We start from the raw sequence: 18,982 nt of genomic DNA, 5'->3' as shown, positions 1-18,982 counted from the left end.
GGCCGGCGGCTCAGCGGCGCAGGCGCTCGAGGATGCCGTCGAGCGTGTCCAGGCCGTGGTAGGCGATCACCAGCTTGCCGCGGCCGCCGCGACCGTGCTGCACGGCCACCTTGGCGCTGAGCTTTTCCGACAGCTCGCGTTCGAGCGCGGCGATGTCGGCGTCGGTCTTCTTGCCGGCGGGTTTGGCGGGTTTCTTGCCCGGCAACTGGCCCTTGCCCAGCAGCTGCGCGCGGCGCTCGACCTCGCGCACCGACCAGCCTTCGGCCACGGCCTCTTTCGCCAGCGCGAGCGCGGCGGCCGGCGCGAGCGTGAGCAGCGCGCGGGCATGGCCCATCTCGAGCTGCTTGCTCTCCAGCAGGGCGCGGATGCCGTCGGGCAGTTCCAGCAGGCGCAGCAGGTTCGACACCGCGGCGCGCGAACGGCCCACGGCTTCAGCGGCCTGCTGATGGGTCAGCGAGAATTCGTCGATCAGGCGGCTCAGTGCCTGCGCTTCTTCCAGCGGGTTGAGATCCTCGCGCTGGATGTTCTCGATCAGCGCCATGGCGATGACCGCGCGGTCGTCCACTTCGCGCAGCACCACCGGCACGTCGGTCAGGCCGGCCTGGGTGGCGGCGCGCCAGCGGCGTTCGCCGGCGATGATCTCGTAACGTGGGCTGCCGTCCTTGTGGGTGCCGATCTCGCGCACCACGATCGGCTGGATCAGGCCCAGGGCCTTGATCGATTCCGCCAGCTCGGTGAGCTTGTCCGGGTCCATGCCGGTACGCGGCTGGTACTTGCCCGGCTGCATCGCCTGGATCGGCAGGGTGCGCAGGCCGTCGCCGGACGCGGCCGGTTCGGCCGACGGTGCGGCGCCCTTGTTGCCGGTGCCCAGCAGGGCCTCCAGGCCGCGGCCGAGGCCGCGCTTCTTGGTGCTCATGCCGTCTCCTTGAACATCTTCTTCTCGCGCCGCACGATCTCGCCGGCCAGGCCCAGTAGGCGATGCCGCCGCGCGAGGCCCGGTCGTAGCCCACGATGCTCTGGCCGTGGCTGGGCGCCTCGGCCAGGCGCACGTTGCGCGGGATGATCGAGCGGAACACCTTGTCGCCGAAATGTTTGGTCAGTTCGCCCGAGACCGCGTTGGCGAGGTTGTTGCGCACGTCGTACATGGTGCGCACGATGCCCTCGATCTCCAGCGCCGGGTTGAGCTTGCCCTTGAGCGCATTGATGGTGTCCACCAGCGAGCTCAGGCCCTCGAGCGCGAAGTATTCGCACTGCATCGGCACGATCACGCCGTCGGCGGCGGCCAGTGCGTTGAGCGTCAGCAGCGACAGCGAGGGCGGGCAGTCGATCAGGATGTAGTCGTAGTTGTCGCGCTGCGGCGCCAGCGCGGTCTTGAGCCGCTGTTCGCGCGCGGACTCGTCCATCAGCCGGATCTCGGCCGCGGTCAGGTCGATGTTGCCCGGCAGCAGGTCGTAGGCCTCGGGCGTGGTGACGATGGCCGCGGCGGCGTCGCATTCGCCCAGCAGCACTTCGCAGGTCGAGTTCTCGAGCTCACGTTTGTCCACGCCGGACGCCATGGTGGCGTTGCCCTGCGGGTCCAGGTCCACCAGCAGCACCTTGCGCGGCGTCGCGGCGAGCGCGGCGGCCAGGTTGACGGCGGTGGTGGTCTTGCCGACGCCGCCCTTCTGGTTGGCTATGGCGATGATGCGACCCATGCAGGCTCCTTGCGCCGGACCCGAAGGACCGGTGGGTGGGATTTCAAGCGGGAGGTTTGGCCCGGAGGGGGATTATGCCGTCTCGGCCGGGGTGCGGGTGACGGTGACCAGGTGGCGGTCGCCTTCCAGGCCCGGAACGGTGAGCGCCTGCACGGATTCGACCCGCCAGCCGGGCGGCAGGGCGGCGATCTCGGCGTCGGGGCGCTGGCCCTTCATCGCCAGCAGCCGGCCGCCGGGCGCCAGCAGGTGGCCGCCGACCGCGAGGATGCCGGCCAGTGTGTCCATGGCGCGGGCGGTGATCTGGTCGTAGGCGCCGGGTTCATCCACGGCCTCGGCCCGCGATTCCAGCACCCGCACGTTGGTGAGACCAAGCTGGCGCACGACCTCGCGTTGGAAACGGGTCTTCTTGGCGATGCTTTCGACCAGGGTGACCTGCAGCCTGGGGTTGGCCAGCGCCAGCGGGATGCCAGGCAACCCGGGGCCGGTGCCGAGATCGGCCAGCTTGCCGTCGGCGACGTGTCGCCACATGGACAGCGAATCGAGCAGGTGCTTGTAGAGCATCTCGCGCGGATCGCGGACGGCAGTCAGGTTGTAGGTCTTGTTCCAGCGATCGAGCAGGGCCAGGTAATCCAGCAGCTTCCCGGCGAGCGGGTCGGTCGGCAGGCCGAGGGCGGACAGGCCGGACTCGAGCTCCGGCAGCAGGTGCGACAGGGGATTCATGCCGCGTATTGTCAGGCAGAACGGGGTCAGGCGGCGTGCAGCGAGCACCGGATGACGCGCAGGCCCAGGCGGCCGATGCGCTGGTTGAGTTCGGTCTTCAGCGCTTCGGCCATCGGGCGGGTGGAGTCGGCCAGGGCCTGCAGCGAGGCCAGGGCGTCGCGGGCCTGGTCGCTGACTGGGCGTCCACCCGGTCCAGGGCTTCGCCGGCCTGGGCTGGGTCCAGGATCTGGTAGTAGAGCTCGGCATGGGCGCCGGTGGCGTCGGGGATGTCCAGGTGGTGGCCGATCAGGCAGACCGGCTGCCCCAGCTGGTCCAGGCCCGGCAGGGTCCAGCGCCAGCCCGGCCCCAGGGCGCGCACGAAGCGGCCGAAACGGTGCACGGTGACCACGCAGTTGTCGGGAACGCGGCGGAAACCCGTTAGCCAGGCTAACGAGGCGAGCGGCAGGGGAGCGGCAGCAGGGGGCTCATGATTGCCATTTGCACCAGGGGTTTAGGCAGTGTTGCTCAAGCATAATCTACATAACGTGACCGATTTCACAATACGGACAGCGTTGGCTTGACAGCGGGGTTCACCCCGGCTGCTCCCTCCCCCTGCTTGCAGGGGAGGGTTGGGGAGGGGTAGACCCTTGCGGGGAAGGTTCATGCTCGAACTTCGACCCCCTCCCGGCCTCCCCTGCAAGCAGGGGGAGGAGCAGATCAAAGGAACGCATGCCTACCGTTCTAGTCACCGGCGCCACCGGCTTCCTGGGCCAACACCTGGTCCGCGAACTGCTTGCGGACGGCGCGCGGGTGCGTGGGCTGTCGCGCAGCCCGGCCGGTGACGCGGCCGTGGCCGCGCTCGGCGCCCAGCCGGTGCGCGGCCACCTCGGCGATGCCGATTCCCTGGCCGCGGCGACCGAAGGCGCTTCCGCGGTTTTCCACACCGCCGCCGACACCAACAACTGGGGCCCGGGCGATGCCGCCCAGACCGAGACCAATGTCGGCGGCACCGCCCGGCTGATCGCCGCCGCGCGCCGGGCCGGCGTCACCACCTTCGCGCACACCTCCAGCGTCTCGGCGTATTCCCACCTCGTGCACGGCACCCTGCGCGAGGACCTGCCGCAGCGCGGCGCCGAGTCCTGGATCAACTACGAACGGAGCAAATACGCCGCCGAACGCCAGGTGCGCGAAACCGGCCTGCCCTTCCTGGTGTTCCAACCCGCGCACATCCTCGGCCCGGGCGACCGCAACAACTGGTCGAAGCTGATCCGCCTGATCGATGCCGGCACCCTGCCGGGCGCGCCGCCGGGGTCAGGCGCCTTCGCCGACGTGCGCGAGATCGCCCGCGCCCAGGTGCGCGCCTGGCGCGGGCCGCGGCGCGACGAAACCTGGCTGCTCGGCGGCGAGCACGCGAGTTTCCTGGCGTTGATCCAGGAGGCCGGCCGCCAGCTCGGCAAGAAGACGCCGTCGCGGCCGATGCCAGCGCCGGTGCTGCGGATCTATGCGCGTGCCCTCGACCTGCTGTCGCGCCTTTCCCGGCGGCCGCCGGAACTGACGCCGGTCGCGGCGGCCTTCACCAGCCACCACCTGCGCGTGGATTCATCCAAGGCCGAACGCGAGCTGGACTACCGCAGCACGCCACTGCCGCAGCTGCTGGCCGACACCATCGCCTGGCTGCGGGCCGAAGGCCTGCTGGCGCCTCAGTCTTCGGTGGCCAGCCCGTAACGCGTCAGGATCTCGCCGGCCGCGGCGGGCTTGGAGAACAGATACCCCTGGCCCAGGCTCAGACCGAGCAGGCGCAGCTGGTAACGCTGCTCCTCGGTCTCGATGCCTTCGGCGATCACTTCCAGGCCCAGCGAATCGGCCAGCAGCCGGATCGCGCGCACGATCGCCGTGCTGCCGCCGCTTTCGCCGCTGCGCAGTTCGGCGACGAAGCTGCGGTCGATCTTCAGCCCGTGCAGCGGGAAACGGTGCAGGTAGGACAGCGAGGAATACCCGGTGCCGAAGTCGTCGAGCAGGGTCATCACCCCGGCCTCGCGCAGGCGGGCCAGGCAGGCCTGCACTTGCTCGGGCTGTTCGAGCAGGGCGCCCTCGGTGACTTCCAGGCGCAGGTGCGCCGGCCGCACCTCGTGGCGCGACATCATTTCCAGCAGGCGCTGGTCGAAGTCCGGTGCGCGCAGGTGCCGCGGCGAGACGTTGAGCGTGGTGTAGGCATTGCGTGCCGACAGGCGGCGGATGTCGCGGCAGACCAGCTCGTAGATCTGCCAGTCCATGTGCTCCAGGCTGCCGGTTTCCTCGGCGATGCCGATGAAATCGCCGGGCATGCTGAGCCCGCGCATCGGGTGGTGCCAGCGCATCAGCGCCTCGAAGCCGACCAGGCCGCCATCGGCCAGGCTGATGATGGGCTGGTAGTAGGGTTCGAATTCCTGGCGCTGCAGCGCGCGGCGCAGGTCGCCTTCGAGTTCGAGCAGCTTGAGCGCGGCTTCGTGCAGGTGCTCGTCGAACAGCGCGTACCGCTGGCGGCCGGTGGCCTTGGCGCGGTACATGGCCACGTCGGCGTCGCGCAGCAGTTCTTCCGGGCTGCGGTAGCGGCCGTCCACCAGGGCGATGCCGATGCTGGCCGAGGTGTAGAGCTCCTTGCCGGCGATGCGCATCGGCTCCGCCAGCGACTTGATCACGCGCTCGGCCACCGCCACCGCGTCGTCGGAAGTGTGGATGAAGTCGAGCACGATGGCGAACTCGTCGCCGCCCAGGCGCGAGACCATGTCCGGGTCGCGCACGCAGCGGCCGATGCGGCGTGCGGCCTCTTTCAGCAGCTCGTCGCCGACCAGGTGGCCGACCGAGTCGTTGACCACCTTGAAGCGGTCGAGGTCGAGGAACAGCACCGCGAACAGCTGGGTCGGGTCGTAGCGGTAGCGCGACAGCGCCATGCCCATGCGCCCCAGCAGGTGGCTGCGGTTGGGCAGGCCGGTCAGCGTGTCGTGCATGGCCTCGTGCTTGAGCTTGTGCTCCATGCGCTCGCGCACCGAGATCTGGTCGAGCAGCTCGCGGTTGGCGTCGGCCAGCTCGCTGGTGCGCGAGGCGACGCGCTGCTCAAGTTCGGCATAGGCCTCGCGCAGCGATTCGTGCGCCTGGCGCCGCTCCAGTGCCTGGGCGATGTGGAAGGAGACGAAGCTCAGCAGTTCCTGGTCGCGCTTGCTGTACAGGTAGTCGGGCGTATAGCTCTGCACTGCGATCACGCCGACCGGTTTGCCGCCGATCTGCAGCGGCACGCCCAGCCAGCACACCGAGGGCGTGCCGAAGGACTGCACCTTGCCTTCGGCCACCAGGCGGTGGATGTCGTCGCGGTCGGCCAGCAGCGGCCGGCCCGAGGCCAGCACGAATTCGGTCAGGCCCTTGGCCAGGCGGCGGCGCGGCCGTTTCTGGTCGCGTTCGTCCACCGAGTACGGGAAGTCGAGTTCCTGGCCGTCGTCGGTCAGCAGGGCGATGAAGAAGTTGCGGGCGTCGAGCAGCGCGCTGACGATGCCGTGCACCTCGGCATAGAACACCTCGATGCTTTCGCTGCGACCGGCCTGCTCGGCGATGCGGAACAGGGCGGCCTGCAGGCGTTCGCTGCGTTCGCGTTCGGCGACCTGTTCGCGCAGCTCGCGGGTGCGTTCGTCCACGCGCCGCTCCAGCTCCTGCTGGGCGTCGCGACGGGCCAGCGCGGTGAGGATGTGTTGGGCGACATAACCGAGCAGGACGCGGTCGTCCTCGCTGTATCGATTTTTCGGGTCGTAGCTCTGCACGACGATGGCGCCACGCACCACGCCCTCGTCCACCATCGGTACGCCCAGCCAGTCTTCGCTGTCCGGACCCAGGGTCTCGTCGCGCGGCACGTCCAGTTCGCGCCGGACATCATCGGAAGGGCCGAGCACCGGCTTGCCGTGCCGGATCAGGGCCAGGGTGAGGCTGTTGGCCATCTTCTCGGCCGACACCACTTCTTCGGGGTCCGGGGTCACCGGGTCCAGGCTGTCGGCGAAGTAGATGAAACGCATGGACTCGTCATCGGGCGAGTAGCGCACGATGTAGAAGTTCTCCGCGTACATCAGCCGGCCGACGATCTCGTGCAGGCCGTGCAGCACCGTGGCGGTGTCCTGGTCGGAACTGGCCAGGTCGCTGATGGCGAACAGGGCGCGCTGCAGGCGCTCGGCGCGGCCCAGGCGCTCCACGTCCACACGCAGGCGCTGGACCTCGGCGGCGAGCGCGGCCGGGTCGTCGGCCCGGGGCAGGGCCTGGATCGTGGATCTTGCTTCGCCTGGCGACAGCGGCTGTTGCGACATGGGTCTTCTGGCTCCCCCTCCCCGGGGTTCGGCCGAGTGTATCAGCCGGCCCGGACCTCGCCGGCCAGCAGGGTGGCGGTGTCGCCGATGGCCACCAGCCGCCCGTCCACCAGCAGCGCGGTGCGTTCGGCCAGGGCCCGCGCAGCGGCGAAATCGTGGGTGATGAACAGCAGCGCCAGGCCACGCTCGCGCTTGAGCCGGGCCAGCAGCGCCAGCACGCCGGCACGGTGGTGTGCGTCCAGCGCCGACACCGCCTCGTCGCAGACCAGCAGCTCGGGGTCGGTGGCCAGGGCCCGGGCGATCGCCACACGCTGGCGCTGGCCGCCGGACAGCTGGTGCGGGTAGCGGTCGGCCAGCGCCGGGTCCAGCCCGACCGCCGACAGCAGTGCCCGCGCCCGCGCGTCACGCGACGCCGCGTTGCCCAGCGCATGGATGCGCAGCGGCTCGGCGACCAGGGCGGCCACGCGCATGCGCGGGTCCAGCGAGGCATAGGGGTCCTGGAACACCACGCCGATGCGCCGGCGCAGTACCCGCAGCTGGCCGGGACCAGCGTCCAGCAGGTCTTCGCCGTCCAGCAGGATGCGGCCGCTGACGCCCTGCCGCGCCAGCCGCAGCACCGTGCGCCCCAGCGTGCTCTTGCCGCTGCCGCTTTCGCCGACCACGGCCAGGCATTCGCCGCGGTGCAGGTCCAGGCTTGCCGCCTGCAGGGCGGGTGTGGGCGCGCGCGGGTAGCTGACACTCACCGATTCCAGCCGCAGCAGGCGTGGACCGGGTGCCGCGGGTTCCGGCGCGGGCAGGCGTTCGGCGGCGAGCAGTTCGCGCGTGTAGGCATGCTGCGGATTCGCGAACACCTCCCCGGCATCGCCGGTTTCCACCAGTCCGCCGTCGCGCAGGATCGCCACCCGCCGCGCATGCGCCGCCACCAGCGGCAGGTCGTGGCTGACCAGCAGCACGGCCAGGCCGAACTCCCGGCGCAGCCCGTCCAGCAAGGCCAGCGCCTCTTCCGCCAGGCGCGGGTCCAGGGCCGAGGTCGGTTCGTCGGCGAGCAGCAGGCGGGGTTTGCCGGCCAGGGCCAGGGCCAGCAGCACCCGCTGGCGCTGGCCACCGGAGAGCTGGTGCGGATGGCGTGCCAGCAGCGTCGACGGGTCCGGCAACTGCAGGCGTTCGAACAGGGAAAGGGCGGCGCGTCGGGCGCCAGCGGCATCCAGTCCGCGCAGGGTGCGCAGGCTTTCGATCAGCTGCGCGCCGACCGTGCGCAACGGATGCAGGCTGGCCTGCGGGTCCTGCGGCATCCAGGCGATCGCGCGGCCGCGCAGGGCGTGGTGCGCAGGCGAACCCAGTTCGATACGTTCGCCGTCGAGCAGCAGTTCGCCCTGCGCGGTCAGACCGGGCGGCAGCAGGCCCAGCAGGGACAACACGGTCAGGCTCTTGCCGCTGCCGCTTTCGCCGACCAGACCCAGGCACTGGCCCGGGGCGAGGTCCAGGTCCAGCGGGCCGAGCAGGCGGCGGGTGCCGGCATGCACCTGCAGGCCCCGCAGGGCCAGGCGCGCGCTCATGCCGCGGCCCCACGCACGTCCAGCCAGTCGCGCAGGCCGTCGCCGAGGAACTGGAAGGCCGCCAGCGTCGCCACCAGGAAGCCGGCGGGAAACAGCAGCGACCACGGCGCGGTGTCGAGCTCCTGGCTGCCTTCGTGCAGCAGGCTGCCCCAGCTGGCGGAGGGCTCGTCGAGGCCCAGGCCGAGGAAGCCAAGGAAACTTTCCACCAGGATCGCCTGCGGCAGGATCAGGCCCAGGTACACCAGCGCCAGCGGCAGCAGGTTGGGCAGCAGGTGCCAGCGCAGCACCTGGTCGAAACGTGCACCGGCCGCGCGCGCCGCCAGCACGAAGGGCGCCTCGCGCAGGCGTGCCGCTTCGGCGCGCACCACCCGCGCCAGGTCGATCCAGACGTAGCCGCCGATCGCCAGCAACAGCAGCCACAGGGAGCGGCCGAACAAGGCCAGCAGCAGGATCACGATCAGCAGGAAGGGCAGCGCCGACAGCACGTCGAGCAGGCGCACCATCGCGCGCTCGATGCGGCCGCCGGCGTAACCGGCGACGGCGCCGTAACCCAGGCCGATGACCAGCGCGACCGCGGTCGCCAGCGCGCCGATGGTCAGCGACAGGCGTCCGCCGGCCAGCGTGCGCGCCAGGATGTCGCGACCGATCGCATCGGTACCGAACCAGTGTCCGCTGCTAAGTGATGGTGACGCCGATAGTGAATCCCAGTCCGGACGATGCGGATCCAACCCGACCATCAGCGGTCCCAGCCAGCAGGCGGCGGCCAGCAGCGCGATCACGACCAGGCAGGCCACGGCGCTGCGGGGCATGTCTTGACCTGGATTTAACGAGGTCTTCATCCGGCGTCGATTCGGTCGGCGTAGTCTCGGCCGCGGAGGGAGCCTGGCCATCGAGGGAGAAGCATCGGCCGAGCGCCTCCGTCCACCGTTGCAGGGTCCAGACAAGTGATGTGCCGACCATTGGCCGGCGCGGCACAGCGTCCTTGCTTTTGGTTCCTGCGTCCACCCTCTGTTCTGGAGAAAGGCATGCAGATCTCCGCACTCAAGCCACTCGCCATCCCCCTGGCACTGGCCTTCACGCTCGCACTTCCGGCCCATGCGGCCGATTCCGATTCCACCGAACCGGGCAGCAAGACCGGCATCGACCGGGATACCGGTCGCCTGCGCGCGACCACCGTGGCCGAGGATCGCGCACTGGAACGCGACGCCGAACGCCTGCGCCAGTCCGCGCGCGCTCCCGCCGCGCCCGGTGTCGCCGGCCTGGTCCGGCCGGCCACCGAAGCCGAGGCGCAACGGACCCTGGTCCGCCATGCCGACGGCACGGTGTCCATGCTCGTCCCCGAAAGCCTCGACAGCCAGGTGCTGGCGACCCGCGACGCCCAGGGCAACCTGGTGATCTCCCACGCCGGCGAAGCGGAGGTGGACCATGTCGAGGAATAAGTCCGCACTCGCCATCGCCCTGCTGGTCGCGCTCGCCGCCGCCCCGCTGTCGGCCGCCGAACTGGTGGTGGTCAATCTCGATGCCGGCACCGGTGCCGGTCTCGACGATCCCACGCCGCGCCCGCCCGAAGGCGGCAACCCCGGCACCACCCTCGGCGAGCAGCGCCAGGTCGCCTATGCCTATGCGGCCCGCATGTGGGGCGCGATCATGCAGAGTGACGTGCCGATCATCGTCGGCGCCCGCTTCATCCCGCAGGCGTGCACGCCGACCGGCGCGGTGCTCGGTTCCGCCGGCACCACCTCGGTGTTCCGCGATTTCCCCGGGGCCATCGCGCCGGGCACCTGGCACAACGTGGCGCTGACCGAGGCGATCGTCGGTTTCGACGCCAACCCCGGTTCGCTCGACATCAGCTCGCAGTTCAACAGCCGCATCAGCGGCGATCCGGCCTGCCTGGGCGGCGCGGACTGGTACTACGGCCTCGACGGCCAGACGCCGGCCGGCAGCGTGAACTTCCTCAACGTGGTGATGCACGAGATCGGCCACGGCATCGGCTTCCAGAGTTTCCTCAACGTCACCACCGGATCGATGTTCGCGCCGGATGCCGCCAATCCTTCCGGTTATCCCGACGTGTACCTGCGCAACGCCTACAACAACACCCTCGGCAAGGCCTTCCCGGTCATGAACAATGCCGAGCGTGCGTTCTCGGTGCGCGACGCCGGGCGCACGGTCTGGACCGGCGGCAACGTCGGGGCAGTGGCGCCGGACTCTGCTGGATCCGCGGCTGGCGATCGAGATCACCGCGCCGCCGGGGCTGGAGGGTCCGCGCGAAGTGGGCCGTTCGACCCTGGACCCGTCGTCACGCCGGGCAATTTCGCCGGTGAGGTCGCCGTGGCCGACGACGGCGTGGGTGCCGGCGGCGACGCCTGCGAGCCCCTGGTCAACGCAGCGGCCGTGGCAGGCAGGATCGCCCTGGTGGACCGCGGCGTCTGCACGTTCGCCATCAAGGTGCTCAATGCCCAGGCCGCGGGTGCGACCGGCGTGCTGGTGGCCAACAACGTGGCCGGAGTGTTCGAGCCCGGTGGTGTGGATCCGGCAGTCACCATCCCGGTGCTGGGCCTGAGCCAGGCCGACGGCAACGTGGTACGCGGGGCGTCGCCCGGCGTGCAGGTCGCGGCCGTGGTGGACGACACCAAGCTGGTCGGTGCCGACGATGCCGGTCGGGTGCGCCTGAACACCCCGACCACGCTGGCACCGGGCTCCACGTTCTCGCACTACGACACCGCGCTGAATCCGAATGCGCTGATGGAGCCGTCCATCACCGGCACGTTGCGCGGTGACATCGACGTGGACCTGACGCCGGCGCTGTTCCGCGACACCGGCTGGAACACCAACCCGGGCAACGCCACGCTGGGTGGCTGCGACACCGGCGTTCCGGTGGTGGACCCGGCCGGCGTGGCGGTGGGCGCCAGCATCGAGGCGCGCGGATTGATCTGCAAGGCCTTCGCCAAGAACCACGGCAAGTACGTCAGCTGCATGGCCCAGTACGCCGACACGCAATGGGACCAGGGGCTGATCGGGGGTAGCGACAAGGGCCGCGTCACCAGCTGCGCCGCCCGCGACAAGTAAGCGTTCGGACCGGGGGCCGGAGTTTCCGGCCCCCGCGTTCCGGGGGCGTCGGGCGTATCATTCGGGGACGCGAACCCGCACCGGAATCCCGCCCGCCATGTCCTTCCCGTACACCCGCCTGCGCCGCATGCGCCGCGACGATTTTTCCCGCCGGCTGATGCGCGAACACCGGCTCAGCGCCGACGACCTGATCCTGCCGGTGTTCATCCACGAGCTGCAGGGCCGCACACCGGTCGCCTCGATGCCCGGTGTCGAGCGTCAGTCCATCGACGAGCTGCTGCGCACGGCCGAACAGGCGGTGCAGCTGAAGATCCCGGCGATCGTGCTGTTCCCGGTCACCGCGCCCGAAGCCAAGTCGCTCGACGCCGTCGCCGCCTGGGACGAAAACGGCCTGGCCCAGCGGGCCATCCGCGCGCTGAAGAAGAACTTCCCCGACCTGGGCGTCATCACCGACGTCGCTCTCGACCCCTACACCAGCCACGGCCAGGACGGCCTGGTGGACGACAGCGGCTACGTCACCAACGACGACACCGTCGAGGCGCTGGTGAAACAGGCGCTCTCGCATGCCGACGCCGGCGCCGACGTGGTCGCGCCCAGCGACATGATGGACGGCCGCATCGGCGCCATCCGCGAGGCGCTGGAGGAGTCGGGCCACGTCAACACCCGCATCCTGGCCTATTCGGCGAAATACGCCTCGGCCTTCTACGGCCCCTTCCGCGATGCGGTCGGCAGCGCCGGCGCGCTGGGCAAGGGCAACAAGTACACCTACCAGATGGACCCGGCCAATTCCGACGAGGCCCTGCGCGAAGTCGGCCAGGACCTGGACGAAGGTGCCGACATGGTGATGGTCAAGCCGGGCCTGCCCTCTGCCTGGACATCGTGCGCCGGGTGAAGGACCACTACGGCGCGCCGACCTTCGTCTATCAGGTCAGCGGCGAATACGCGATGCTCAAGGCCGCCGCGCTCAACGGCTGGCTGGACGAACGTGCCTGCGCGCTGGAAGCGCTGACGGCGATCAAACGCGCCGGGGCCGACGGCGTGCTCACCTATTTCGCGCTCGACGCGGCGCGCTGGCTGAAGGAGGAGTGACATGACCGCACGTTATGCCGTGTTCGGACATCCGGTGGCGCATTCGCTGTCGCCGCGCATCCACGCCGCCTTCGCCCGCCAGACCGGCGTGGAGCTGGAATACGTCGCCATCGACACCGCGCCGAACGACTTCGAGCGCGCTCGCCGCCTTCGCCAGCGTCGGCGGCCGCGGCGCCAACGTCACGTTGCCGCTCAAGGAGCAGGCGCTGTCGCTGTGCAGCGGCCTGACCGCACGGGCGAAACGCGCCGGCGCGGTCAACACGCTCATCCGCCACGGCGACCGCTGGGACGGCGACAACACCGACGGCATCGGCCTGGTGCACGACCTCACCGAACGCCGGCGGCTGGACCTGCGCGGCCGCCGCGTGCTGATGCTCGGCGCCGGCGGCGCCGCCCGCGGCGTGGCGCCGGCGCTGCTCGATGCCGGCATCGCCGAACTGTGGATCGTCAACCGCACGCCGGAAAAAGCCGATGCGCTGTCCGACGCGCTGGGCGAACCCGGCCGCGTCCACACGCGCTACGTCGAGGACCTGGCCCAGCTCGGCGCCTTCGACATGCTGGTGAACGCCACTTCGGCCGGCCGCGGCGACGGCGGCCTGAACCTGCCGTTCTCGCTGGCCACCTCGCGTTCGCTGGCCGTGGACCTGAGCTACGGCGAGGCCGCGATCTCCTTCCTGGCCTGGGCCGGTGCTGCCGGCTGCGAACACCGCTTCGACGGCCTGGGCATGCTGGTGGAACAGGCGGCCGAAAGTTTCGCGATCTGGCACGGCAAGCGCCCCGACACCGACGCCGTGTACGACGCGCTGAGCGCCCGCGCCGACACCCTGCTGACCGCCGACTGAGGTAGCGCATGACCACCGACTTCCTGATCGCCACCTTCTTCAACCTCGGCGTCAACATCGTCCAGACCCTGGTGGCGCTGGTGGTGGCGGTGCTGGGCCTGCAGTTCATCGACCGCAAGCTGCTCAAGCACATCGATATCGAGCAGGAGCTGCAGAAGGGCAACCTCGCGGTGTCGATCTTCGCTTCGACCATCCTGCTGTTCGTGGCGGTGGTGACGGTGTTCGGCCTGCGCGGATGATCGATGCCGGCGGCGGCAACCGACCGCTGGTGTGGATGGCGCTGCTGGCGGTGCTGTTCCTGGGCCTGCGCGCCTGCGACGGACCGCTGGCACCGGTGGATGCCCAGGGGTGGCGAGCTGGACTGGCGGCGTGCGCTGCCGGGGCGCGTGGGCGACGACTTCGCCGCGCCGCCGGAAACCCGGCGTATCCGCCTTGAGGACGGCAACGAGCTGCACGAAGGGCAGGTCGCCTTTGGTCTGCAACGCGCCGGACATGCGCAGACCTGGTCGTCGTTCACCTGGCAGGTCGACCAGCAGCCGGTGACCACGGTCGCGCCGGGCCTGGACCGCCGGCACCACTTCGCCAATGCCTACCTGGTCGGTTACGTGCCCTTCCCGGGCGTCGAGGCCTGGGTGCCGCTGGCGGCGCTGGCGCAGCGCAAGCGCTACCAGTTCGACCACGAACAGTACCCGGGCGCCCCCGAACTCTGGCAGACCTCGCGCGAGGCGTTTTTCCACCCGCGCGGCGACTGCGAGGACCACGCGATCGCGCTGGCCGACTGGCTGATCGGCCTGGGCCACGACGCGCGCGTGGTGATCGGCACGATGCGCGGCGGCGGCCACGCCTGGGTGGTGCTGTTCGACGGCCCGCGCACCTATCTGCTGGAAGCCACCGACAAGCGGCCGGCGCGCGCGCTGCCGCTGGCCTCGCAGTTGCCCGACTACCGGCCCGAGGCGATGTTCAACCGCGAGGGCTACTGGGTGAACGCCGGAAGCCCGCTCACCACCGACTATCGCGGTGTCCAATGGCAGCGCCGGTCGGTGTTCCGGCGCGGTTGAGCCGCGCGGTTATTCGCGCTGGAAGTTGATGCGTATGTGCTCGACGGTGCTGCTGACCAGCGCGGCGTCGAAATTCGGCTGGCCGCTGCGCTTCTTGATCAGCACGTCCTCGCCGTCGTCGCGCGATACCCGGTGGGTTTCGGCGAGCGCGGCCTTGAGCGAATCGCGGACCTTGGCGGCGACGCGGTTCTCGCCGTCGTTCTTCTGGATCTCGGTCGAGACCTCGACGGCCTCGCCACCTTCCGGCGTGACCGAGATGACGATGGTGCCGGCCGACTCGGCGGCGCCGCTGAACTCCAGCCGCCACTTGTTGGAAGGGTTCGCGAAGGCGGAGCTGCTGGCGATTGCCAGAGTGAACACGAGCAGGACGCGGGAAAGGACGGAAAGCTTCATGAACGAGCTCCGGCAAGGGTGGCGGCCCCGGCCGACCGGACGGGGCACCGGGCCAGTCTGCCACGCCGCCGGCCCCGCCACGAACCGCACATTCCGGGTCGAAATTCACCCGCACGCCCTGCACCGTATTGTGCTCGGGGCGGCCGTGAAATGAACGCGGGCTGGCCCGGGCCGTTCAGCCGGCGAGGTACTGGTCCTTCAGTCGCACGTAATGTTTCGCGCTGTAGTAGAGCTGCTCGATTTCCTTGTCCGACAGTCGGCGCACCGGCTTGGCCGGATTGCCCAGCCACAGCTCGCCGCTTTCGACCACCTTGCCCGGCGGCACCACGGCGCCGGCGCCGACGAAGCCGTGGTCCTGACCACCGCGCCGTCGAGCACGGTGGCGCCCATGCCGATCAGCACCGCGTTGCCGATGGTGCAGGCGTGGATGATGGCGCCGTGGCCGATGGTGACGTCGTCGCCGATCAGGGTCGGCCAGCCGCCCGGACGCGTGTACGGACCTTCGTGGGTGACATGCACGATGGTGCCGTCCTGGACATTGGTGCGGGCGCCGATGCGGATGTGGTTGACGTCGCCGCGCACCACGCAGCCGGGCCAGACCGAGGCGTCTTCGCCCAGGTGCACGTCGCCGATGACGCAGGCGGCGGGGTCGACATAGGCGCGGGCGCCGAGGGTGGGGACGATGCCCCGGAAGGGTCGCAGGTTCATGCCGGCATTCTAACCGCGCCGTCGCGCCCGGGGCCCGGATCGCCGTACACTGCGGTCATGGACACGCCCGCCCACCCCGACCACGATCTGCGCCCCCTGCTCGACCAGGTGCGCGCCGCCCACCGCCGCCAGCCGCCGGCCTATGCCCAGCGCATGGCCGACCTCGAGCGACTGGGTGACGCCGTGCGCCGGCACAAGGACGACCTGGCCCGCGCGGTGTCGGCCGACTTCGGCCGCCGCTCGCGGCACGAGACCCTGGCCGCCGACGTGATGACCACGCTCGACGAGATCAAACACCTGCGCAAGAACCTGCGCCGCTGGATGCGCCCGCAGCGCCGCGGCGTGAACCTGACCTTCCTGCCTGCGCGTGGCGAGATCCGCCAGCAGCCGCTGGGCGTGGTCGGCATTGTCGCGCCCTGGAACTACCCGATCCAGCTGGCCCTGATCCCGCTGGCCGACGCCATCGCCGCCGGCAACCATGTGCTGGTCAAGCCGTCCGAACACACGCCGCGCACGGCCGAACTGCTGGCGCGCATCGTCGGCGAAGTCTTCCCGCCCGAACGGGTCAGCGTGGTGCAGGGCGATGCCACGGTCGGCGCCGCCTTCACCCGCCTGGCCTTCGACCACCTGCTTTTCACCGGTTCGACCACGGTGGGTCGCGCGGTGATGGCCGCGGCCGCGCCGAACCTGACGCCGGTGACGCTCGAGCTGGGCGGCAAGTCGCCGGCACTGATCGCGCCGGGTTACCCGATCGAGCACGCGGCCGAACGCATCGCCGCGGGCAAGTGTTTCAACGCCGGCCAGACCTGCGTGGCGCCCGACTACGTGCTGGTGCCGCGCGAGCAGCGTGACGAGTTCGTGCGCGCCTACATGGCCAGCGTGCGTCGCCGGTACCCGGCTGTGTCGGCCAATCCCGACTACAGCGCCGTGGTGAACCACCGCCAGGCCGACCGCCTGCGCGCCTGGATCGACGACGCCCGCGACCGCGGCGTCACGGTGATGCAGCACCGGCCCGACAGCGACCCGCCGCCGCCCGGCGTCGAGGTGATCCCGCCCACCGTGCTGCTGGACCCGCCGGACGAGGCGATGGTGATGCAGGAGGAAATCTTCGGCCCGCTGCTGCCGGTGAAGTCCTACGACAGCCACGACGCCGCCATCGCCTACATCCAGGGCCGCGACCGCCCGCTCGCCTTCTATGCCTTCGATCGCGACCGCAGGCGCCTGCAGCGCACGCTCGACGCCATCGTCGCCGGCAGCGTCTGCGTCAACGACACCATCATCCAGTTCGGCCAGCACGACCTGCCGGTCGGCGGCGTCGGCCCCAGCGGCATGGGCCATTACCACGGCCATGCGGGCTTCCTGACCTTCAGCAAGCCGATGCCGGTGATGTACCAGTCGCGCCTGAACAGCATGTGGGTGTTCGACCCGCCGTACGGGAAACTGGCCGATTTCATGGTGAAACTGCTGACCCGCTGACTTGAATCGGCCGCGCCGGCCGCCATTTCCAGACCATGACCCAGACCAATCCCCTGCTCGCCCCGGGCGAGCTGCCCGCCTTCTCCGCCATCGCGCCGGAGCACGTCAACCCCGCCATCGACGAGGTGCTGGCCGGTTTCCGCACCGAAGTCGACCGGCTCACCGCCGACCCGTCCGCGCGCGACTTCGCCACGCTGATGGCGCCGCTGGAGCGCTGGGAGGAAAAACTCGGCCGCACGTTCGCGCCGGTGTCGCACCTGCATGGCGTGAAGGATTCGCCGGAACTGCGCGAAGCCTATTCGGCGGCGCTGGAGAAACTCACCGAACACGGCACCGAGCTCGGGCAGAACCGCGAGCTCTACGCCGCCGTGAAGGCGCTGCACGAGGCGCCGGATTTCGCCGCGCTCGACCGAGCCCGCCGCACCGTCGTCGAAGACAGCCTGCGCGGATTCCGGCTGTCGGGCGTCGCGCTGGAAGAACCGGCCCGCTCGCGCTTCAAGGCGATCCAGAACGAACTGAGCAAGGTCGAGACCGGCTTCGAGGAAGCCGTGCTCGACGCCACCGATGCCTGGACACGGCCGGTGTCCGACGCCGAACTCTCGGGGTTGCCGGAATCGGCGCGCGGCATGCTGCGGGCGATGGCGCAGGACAAGGGCGTCGAAGGCCACCTCGCCACGCTAAAGGGTCCGGTGGTGCAGGCCATCCTGACCTTCGCCGACACCCGCGCGCTGCGCGAGGAGATCTACACCGCCTACAACACCCGTGCCTCCGACCAGGGCCCGGGCGCCGGCACGCACGACAACAGCGGGCGCATCAAGAAGATCCTGGCGCTGCGCCATGAAGCGGCGCTGCTGCTCGACTTCGCCTCGGCCGCGCATGTGTCGCTGGCCGACAAGATGGCCGGCACGCCGGAACGTGTGCTCGGCTTCCTGCGCGAACTGGCCGCCAAGGCGAAGCCGGTGGCACAGCGGGAACTCGACGAGCTGCGCGCCTTCGCCGCGCGCGAACTCGGTATCGCCGACCTGCAGCCCTGGGACGTCGCCTACGCCTCGGAAAAACTTCGCGAGCGGCTTTTCGCCTTCAGCGAGGAAGACCTCAAGCCCTACTTCCCGCTGCCGGCGGTGATGCAGGGCCTGTTCACCGTGGCCGAGCGGGTTTTCGGCGTGCGGCTGGTCGAACGCCAGGGCGTCGATGCCTGGCATCCGGACGTGCATTTCTTCGATGTCGTGGATCTCGATGGCACCGTGCGCGCCGGTGTGTACCTGGACCACTACGCACGCGCCGGAAAACGTGGCGGGGCATGGATGGATGTCTGCCGCGCACGCCTGAACGACGGCGAGTCGGCGTTCAAGCCGGTCGCGTACCTGACCTGCAACTTCGCGCCCCCTTCGGACGGCAAGCCTGCGCTGCTTACCCACGACGACGTGATCACGCTCTTCCACGAGTTCGGCCACGGCATCCACCACCTGCTCACCGAAGTGGACTGGCCCAGCGTCGGCGGCATCAGCGGCGTGGAATGGGACGCGGTTGAACTGCCCAGCCAGTTCATGGAGAACTTTGCCTGGCAGCGCGAAGCGCTGGACCTGTTCGCCAAACACCACGAGACCGGCGAACGCCTGCCCGACGACCTCTACGCCAAGATGCTGCAGGCCCGGCATTTCCACGCCGGCCTGTTCCTGGTTCGGCAGCTGGAGTTCGCGCTGTTCGATTTCCGCCTGCATCTGGAGTACGACCCGGCCCGCGGCGCGCATGTGCTCGAAGTCCTGGGCGAAGTGCGCGACGAGGTCGCGGTGCTGCCGCCGCCGGCCTGGCACCGGGGTCCGCATGCCTTCACCCACATCTTCTCGGGCGGTTATTCGGCCGGTTATTACAGCTACCTGTGGGCCGAAGTGCTGAGCGCCGATGCTTTCGGTGCGTTCGAGGAAGCGGGCGTGTTCGACGCCAGTACCGGCGCGCGTTACCGCCGCGAGATCCTGGCGGTCGGCGGTTCACGCCCGGCGCTGGAAAGTTTCGTCGCCTTCCGCGGCCGCGAACCGATGCCCGACGCCCTGCTGCGCAGTTACGGCCTGGCGGCCTGAG

General features: G+C 70.1%; 15 protein-coding genes and 4 pseudogenes. 10 read left to right on the top strand and 9 right to left on the bottom strand.

All coding sequences use genetic code 11. The annotated features are described in order from the left end of the window. Positions 1-10: 10 nt before the first annotated feature. From FRZ33_RS02650 to FRZ33_RS02635, 4 genes and pseudogenes are all read right to left on the bottom strand, one after another. Positions 11-916, bottom strand: a complete 906-nt coding sequence (locus FRZ33_RS02650) for a ParB/RepB/Spo0J family partition protein (RefSeq protein ID WP_146907445.1) — start codon at positions 914-916, stop codon at positions 11-13. Next, positions 913-1,694 (bottom strand): annotated as a pseudogene (locus FRZ33_RS02645) (ParA family protein). The gene FRZ33_RS02650 and the pseudogene FRZ33_RS02645 overlap by 4 nt, the downstream one beginning before the upstream one ends. 72 nt (positions 1,695-1,766) lie before the next feature. Continuing rightward, entirely contained in the window at positions 1,767-2,414 is a 648-nt protein-coding gene (gene rsmG / locus FRZ33_RS02640; protein ID WP_146907443.1) for a 16S rRNA (guanine(527)-N(7))-methyltransferase RsmG, read from the bottom strand. Between the two features lie 97 nt (positions 2,415-2,511). Further along, positions 2,512-2,802 carry an SPFH domain-containing protein gene (locus FRZ33_RS02635; protein ID WP_146907442.1) on the bottom strand — a complete coding sequence of 97 codons (291 nt, stop codon included), beginning with the start codon at positions 2,800-2,802 and terminating at the stop codon, positions 2,512-2,514. Between the two features lie 320 nt (positions 2,803-3,122). On the opposite strand from FRZ33_RS02635, the gene FRZ33_RS02630 reads away from it, so the two are divergent. Then, positions 3,123-4,118, top strand: coding sequence for an NAD-dependent epimerase/dehydratase family protein (locus FRZ33_RS02630; protein ID WP_146907440.1), 996 nt, complete (start codon positions 3,123-3,125; stop codon positions 4,116-4,118). On the opposite strand, the gene FRZ33_RS02625 is transcribed toward FRZ33_RS02630, so the two are convergent. From FRZ33_RS02625 to FRZ33_RS15040, 3 genes are read right to left on the bottom strand one after another with little or no spacing between them, the layout of a single operon-like run. Continuing rightward, positions 4,094-6,715 carry a GGDEF domain-containing protein gene (locus FRZ33_RS02625; RefSeq protein ID WP_146907439.1) on the bottom strand — a complete coding sequence of 874 codons (2,622 nt, stop codon included), beginning with the start codon at positions 6,713-6,715 and terminating at the stop codon, positions 4,094-4,096. The genes FRZ33_RS02630 and FRZ33_RS02625 overlap by 25 nt on opposite strands. Positions 6,716-6,756: 41 nt before the next feature. Then, complete coding sequence (locus FRZ33_RS02620; protein WP_146907437.1) at positions 6,757-8,271, bottom strand: ATP-binding cassette domain-containing protein; 1,515 nt, start codon at positions 8,269-8,271, stop codon at positions 6,757-6,759. Then, a complete protein-coding gene (locus tag FRZ33_RS15040) occupies positions 8,268-9,080 on the bottom strand; it encodes an ABC transporter permease (RefSeq protein WP_158637062.1) in 813 nt (270 codons plus the stop codon). The genes FRZ33_RS02620 and FRZ33_RS15040 overlap by 4 nt, the downstream gene beginning before the upstream one ends. 216 nt (positions 9,081-9,296) lie before the next feature. Here FRZ33_RS15040 and FRZ33_RS15035 point away from each other — a divergent pair, with 216 nt between their 5' ends. The 7 genes and pseudogenes from FRZ33_RS15035 (at position 9,297) to FRZ33_RS02590 (ending at position 14,326) form a co-directional block, all read left to right on the top strand. After that, positions 9,297-9,710, top strand: coding sequence for a post-PEP-CTERM-1 domain-containing protein (locus FRZ33_RS15035; protein WP_158637061.1), 414 nt, complete (start codon positions 9,297-9,299; stop codon positions 9,708-9,710). Next, the gene (locus FRZ33_RS02610) at positions 9,697-11,337 is read left to right on the top strand and encodes a PA domain-containing protein (protein ID WP_146907434.1); all 1,641 of its coding nucleotides are present in this window, start codon (positions 9,697-9,699) and stop codon (positions 11,335-11,337) included. Before FRZ33_RS15035 ends, FRZ33_RS02610 begins: the two co-directional genes overlap by 14 nt. 97 nt (positions 11,338-11,434) lie before the next feature. Next, a pseudogene (hemB, locus tag FRZ33_RS02605) lies at positions 11,435-12,426 on the top strand (porphobilinogen synthase). Position 12,427: 1 nt separating this feature from the next. Then, positions 12,428-13,268: pseudogene (gene aroE / locus FRZ33_RS02600) on the top strand (shikimate dehydrogenase). Positions 13,269-13,276: 8 nt separating this feature from the next. After that, on the top strand, positions 13,277-13,507 hold the full coding sequence (locus tag FRZ33_RS02595) for a DUF350 domain-containing protein (RefSeq protein ID WP_139449224.1): 231 nt from the start codon (positions 13,277-13,279) through the stop codon (positions 13,505-13,507). Then, complete coding sequence (locus FRZ33_RS15030) at positions 13,504-13,704, top strand: hypothetical protein (protein ID WP_158637060.1); 201 nt, start codon at positions 13,504-13,506, stop codon at positions 13,702-13,704. The genes FRZ33_RS02595 and FRZ33_RS15030 overlap by 4 nt, the downstream gene beginning before the upstream one ends. Further along, positions 13,655-14,326: a transglutaminase domain-containing protein gene (locus tag FRZ33_RS02590; protein WP_158637059.1), complete on the top strand. Its 672-nt coding sequence runs from the start codon at positions 13,655-13,657 to the stop codon at positions 14,324-14,326. The genes FRZ33_RS15030 and FRZ33_RS02590 overlap by 50 nt, the downstream gene beginning before the upstream one ends. Before the next feature lie 9 nt (positions 14,327-14,335). Here the strand turns inward: FRZ33_RS02590 and FRZ33_RS02585 are convergent, their stop codons facing one another. Continuing rightward, complete coding sequence (locus tag FRZ33_RS02585; RefSeq protein ID WP_146907430.1) at positions 14,336-14,719, bottom strand: hypothetical protein; 384 nt, start codon at positions 14,717-14,719, stop codon at positions 14,336-14,338. Positions 14,720-14,894: 175 nt separating this feature from the next. After that, positions 14,895-15,427, bottom strand: a pseudogene (locus FRZ33_RS02580) (gamma carbonic anhydrase family protein). Between the two features lie 57 nt (positions 15,428-15,484). On the opposite strand from FRZ33_RS02580, the gene FRZ33_RS02575 reads away from it, so the two are divergent. Together FRZ33_RS02575 and FRZ33_RS02570 are read left to right on the top strand one after the other, a co-directional pair. Beyond that, complete coding sequence (locus FRZ33_RS02575) at positions 15,485-16,903, top strand: coniferyl aldehyde dehydrogenase (RefSeq protein WP_146907428.1); 1,419 nt, start codon at positions 15,485-15,487, stop codon at positions 16,901-16,903. A gap of 35 nt (positions 16,904-16,938) precedes the next feature. Then, complete coding sequence (locus FRZ33_RS02570; protein ID WP_146907426.1) at positions 16,939-18,981, top strand: M3 family metallopeptidase; 2,043 nt, start codon at positions 16,939-16,941, stop codon at positions 18,979-18,981. Position 18,982: the final 1 nt, after the last annotated feature.

Source organism: Arenimonas daejeonensis (assembly GCF_007993735.1).
Classification (GTDB): domain Bacteria; phylum Pseudomonadota; class Gammaproteobacteria; order Xanthomonadales; family Xanthomonadaceae; genus Arenimonas; species Arenimonas daejeonensis.
Note: the sequence above shows the minus strand (reverse complement) of the source record. Positions and strands in the feature narration are given on the sequence as shown.

Coding starts and splice junctions, on each gene's coding strand:
- FRZ33_RS02650 (WP_146907445.1), bottom strand. CDS start 916: ATGAGCACCAAGAAGCGCGGCCTCGGCCGCGGCCTGGAGGCCCTGCTG.
- rsmG (WP_146907443.1), bottom strand. CDS start 2,414: ATGAATCCCCTGTCGCACCTGCTGCCGGAGCTCGAGTCCGGCCTGTCC.
- FRZ33_RS02630 (WP_146907440.1), top strand. CDS start 3,123: ATGCCTACCGTTCTAGTCACCGGCGCCACCGGCTTCCTGGGCCAACAC.
- FRZ33_RS02625 (WP_146907439.1), bottom strand. CDS start 6,715: ATGTCGCAACAGCCGCTGTCGCCAGGCGAAGCAAGATCCACGATCCAG.
- FRZ33_RS02620 (WP_146907437.1), bottom strand. CDS start 8,271: ATGAGCGCGCGCCTGGCCCTGCGGGGCCTGCAGGTGCATGCCGGCACC.
- FRZ33_RS15040 (WP_158637062.1), bottom strand. CDS start 9,080: ATGCCCCGCAGCGCCGTGGCCTGCCTGGTCGTGATCGCGCTGCTGGCC.
- FRZ33_RS15035 (WP_158637061.1), top strand. CDS start 9,297: ATGCAGATCTCCGCACTCAAGCCACTCGCCATCCCCCTGGCACTGGCC.
- FRZ33_RS02610 (WP_146907434.1), top strand. CDS start 9,697: ATGTCGAGGAATAAGTCCGCACTCGCCATCGCCCTGCTGGTCGCGCTC.
- FRZ33_RS02595 (WP_139449224.1), top strand. CDS start 13,277: ATGACCACCGACTTCCTGATCGCCACCTTCTTCAACCTCGGCGTCAAC.
- FRZ33_RS15030 (WP_158637060.1), top strand. CDS start 13,504: ATGATCGATGCCGGCGGCGGCAACCGACCGCTGGTGTGGATGGCGCTG.
- FRZ33_RS02585 (WP_146907430.1), bottom strand. CDS start 14,719: ATGAAGCTTTCCGTCCTTTCCCGCGTCCTGCTCGTGTTCACTCTGGCA.
- FRZ33_RS02575 (WP_146907428.1), top strand. CDS start 15,485: ATGGACACGCCCGCCCACCCCGACCACGATCTGCGCCCCCTGCTCGAC.
- FRZ33_RS02570 (WP_146907426.1), top strand. CDS start 16,939: ATGACCCAGACCAATCCCCTGCTCGCCCCGGGCGAGCTGCCCGCCTTC.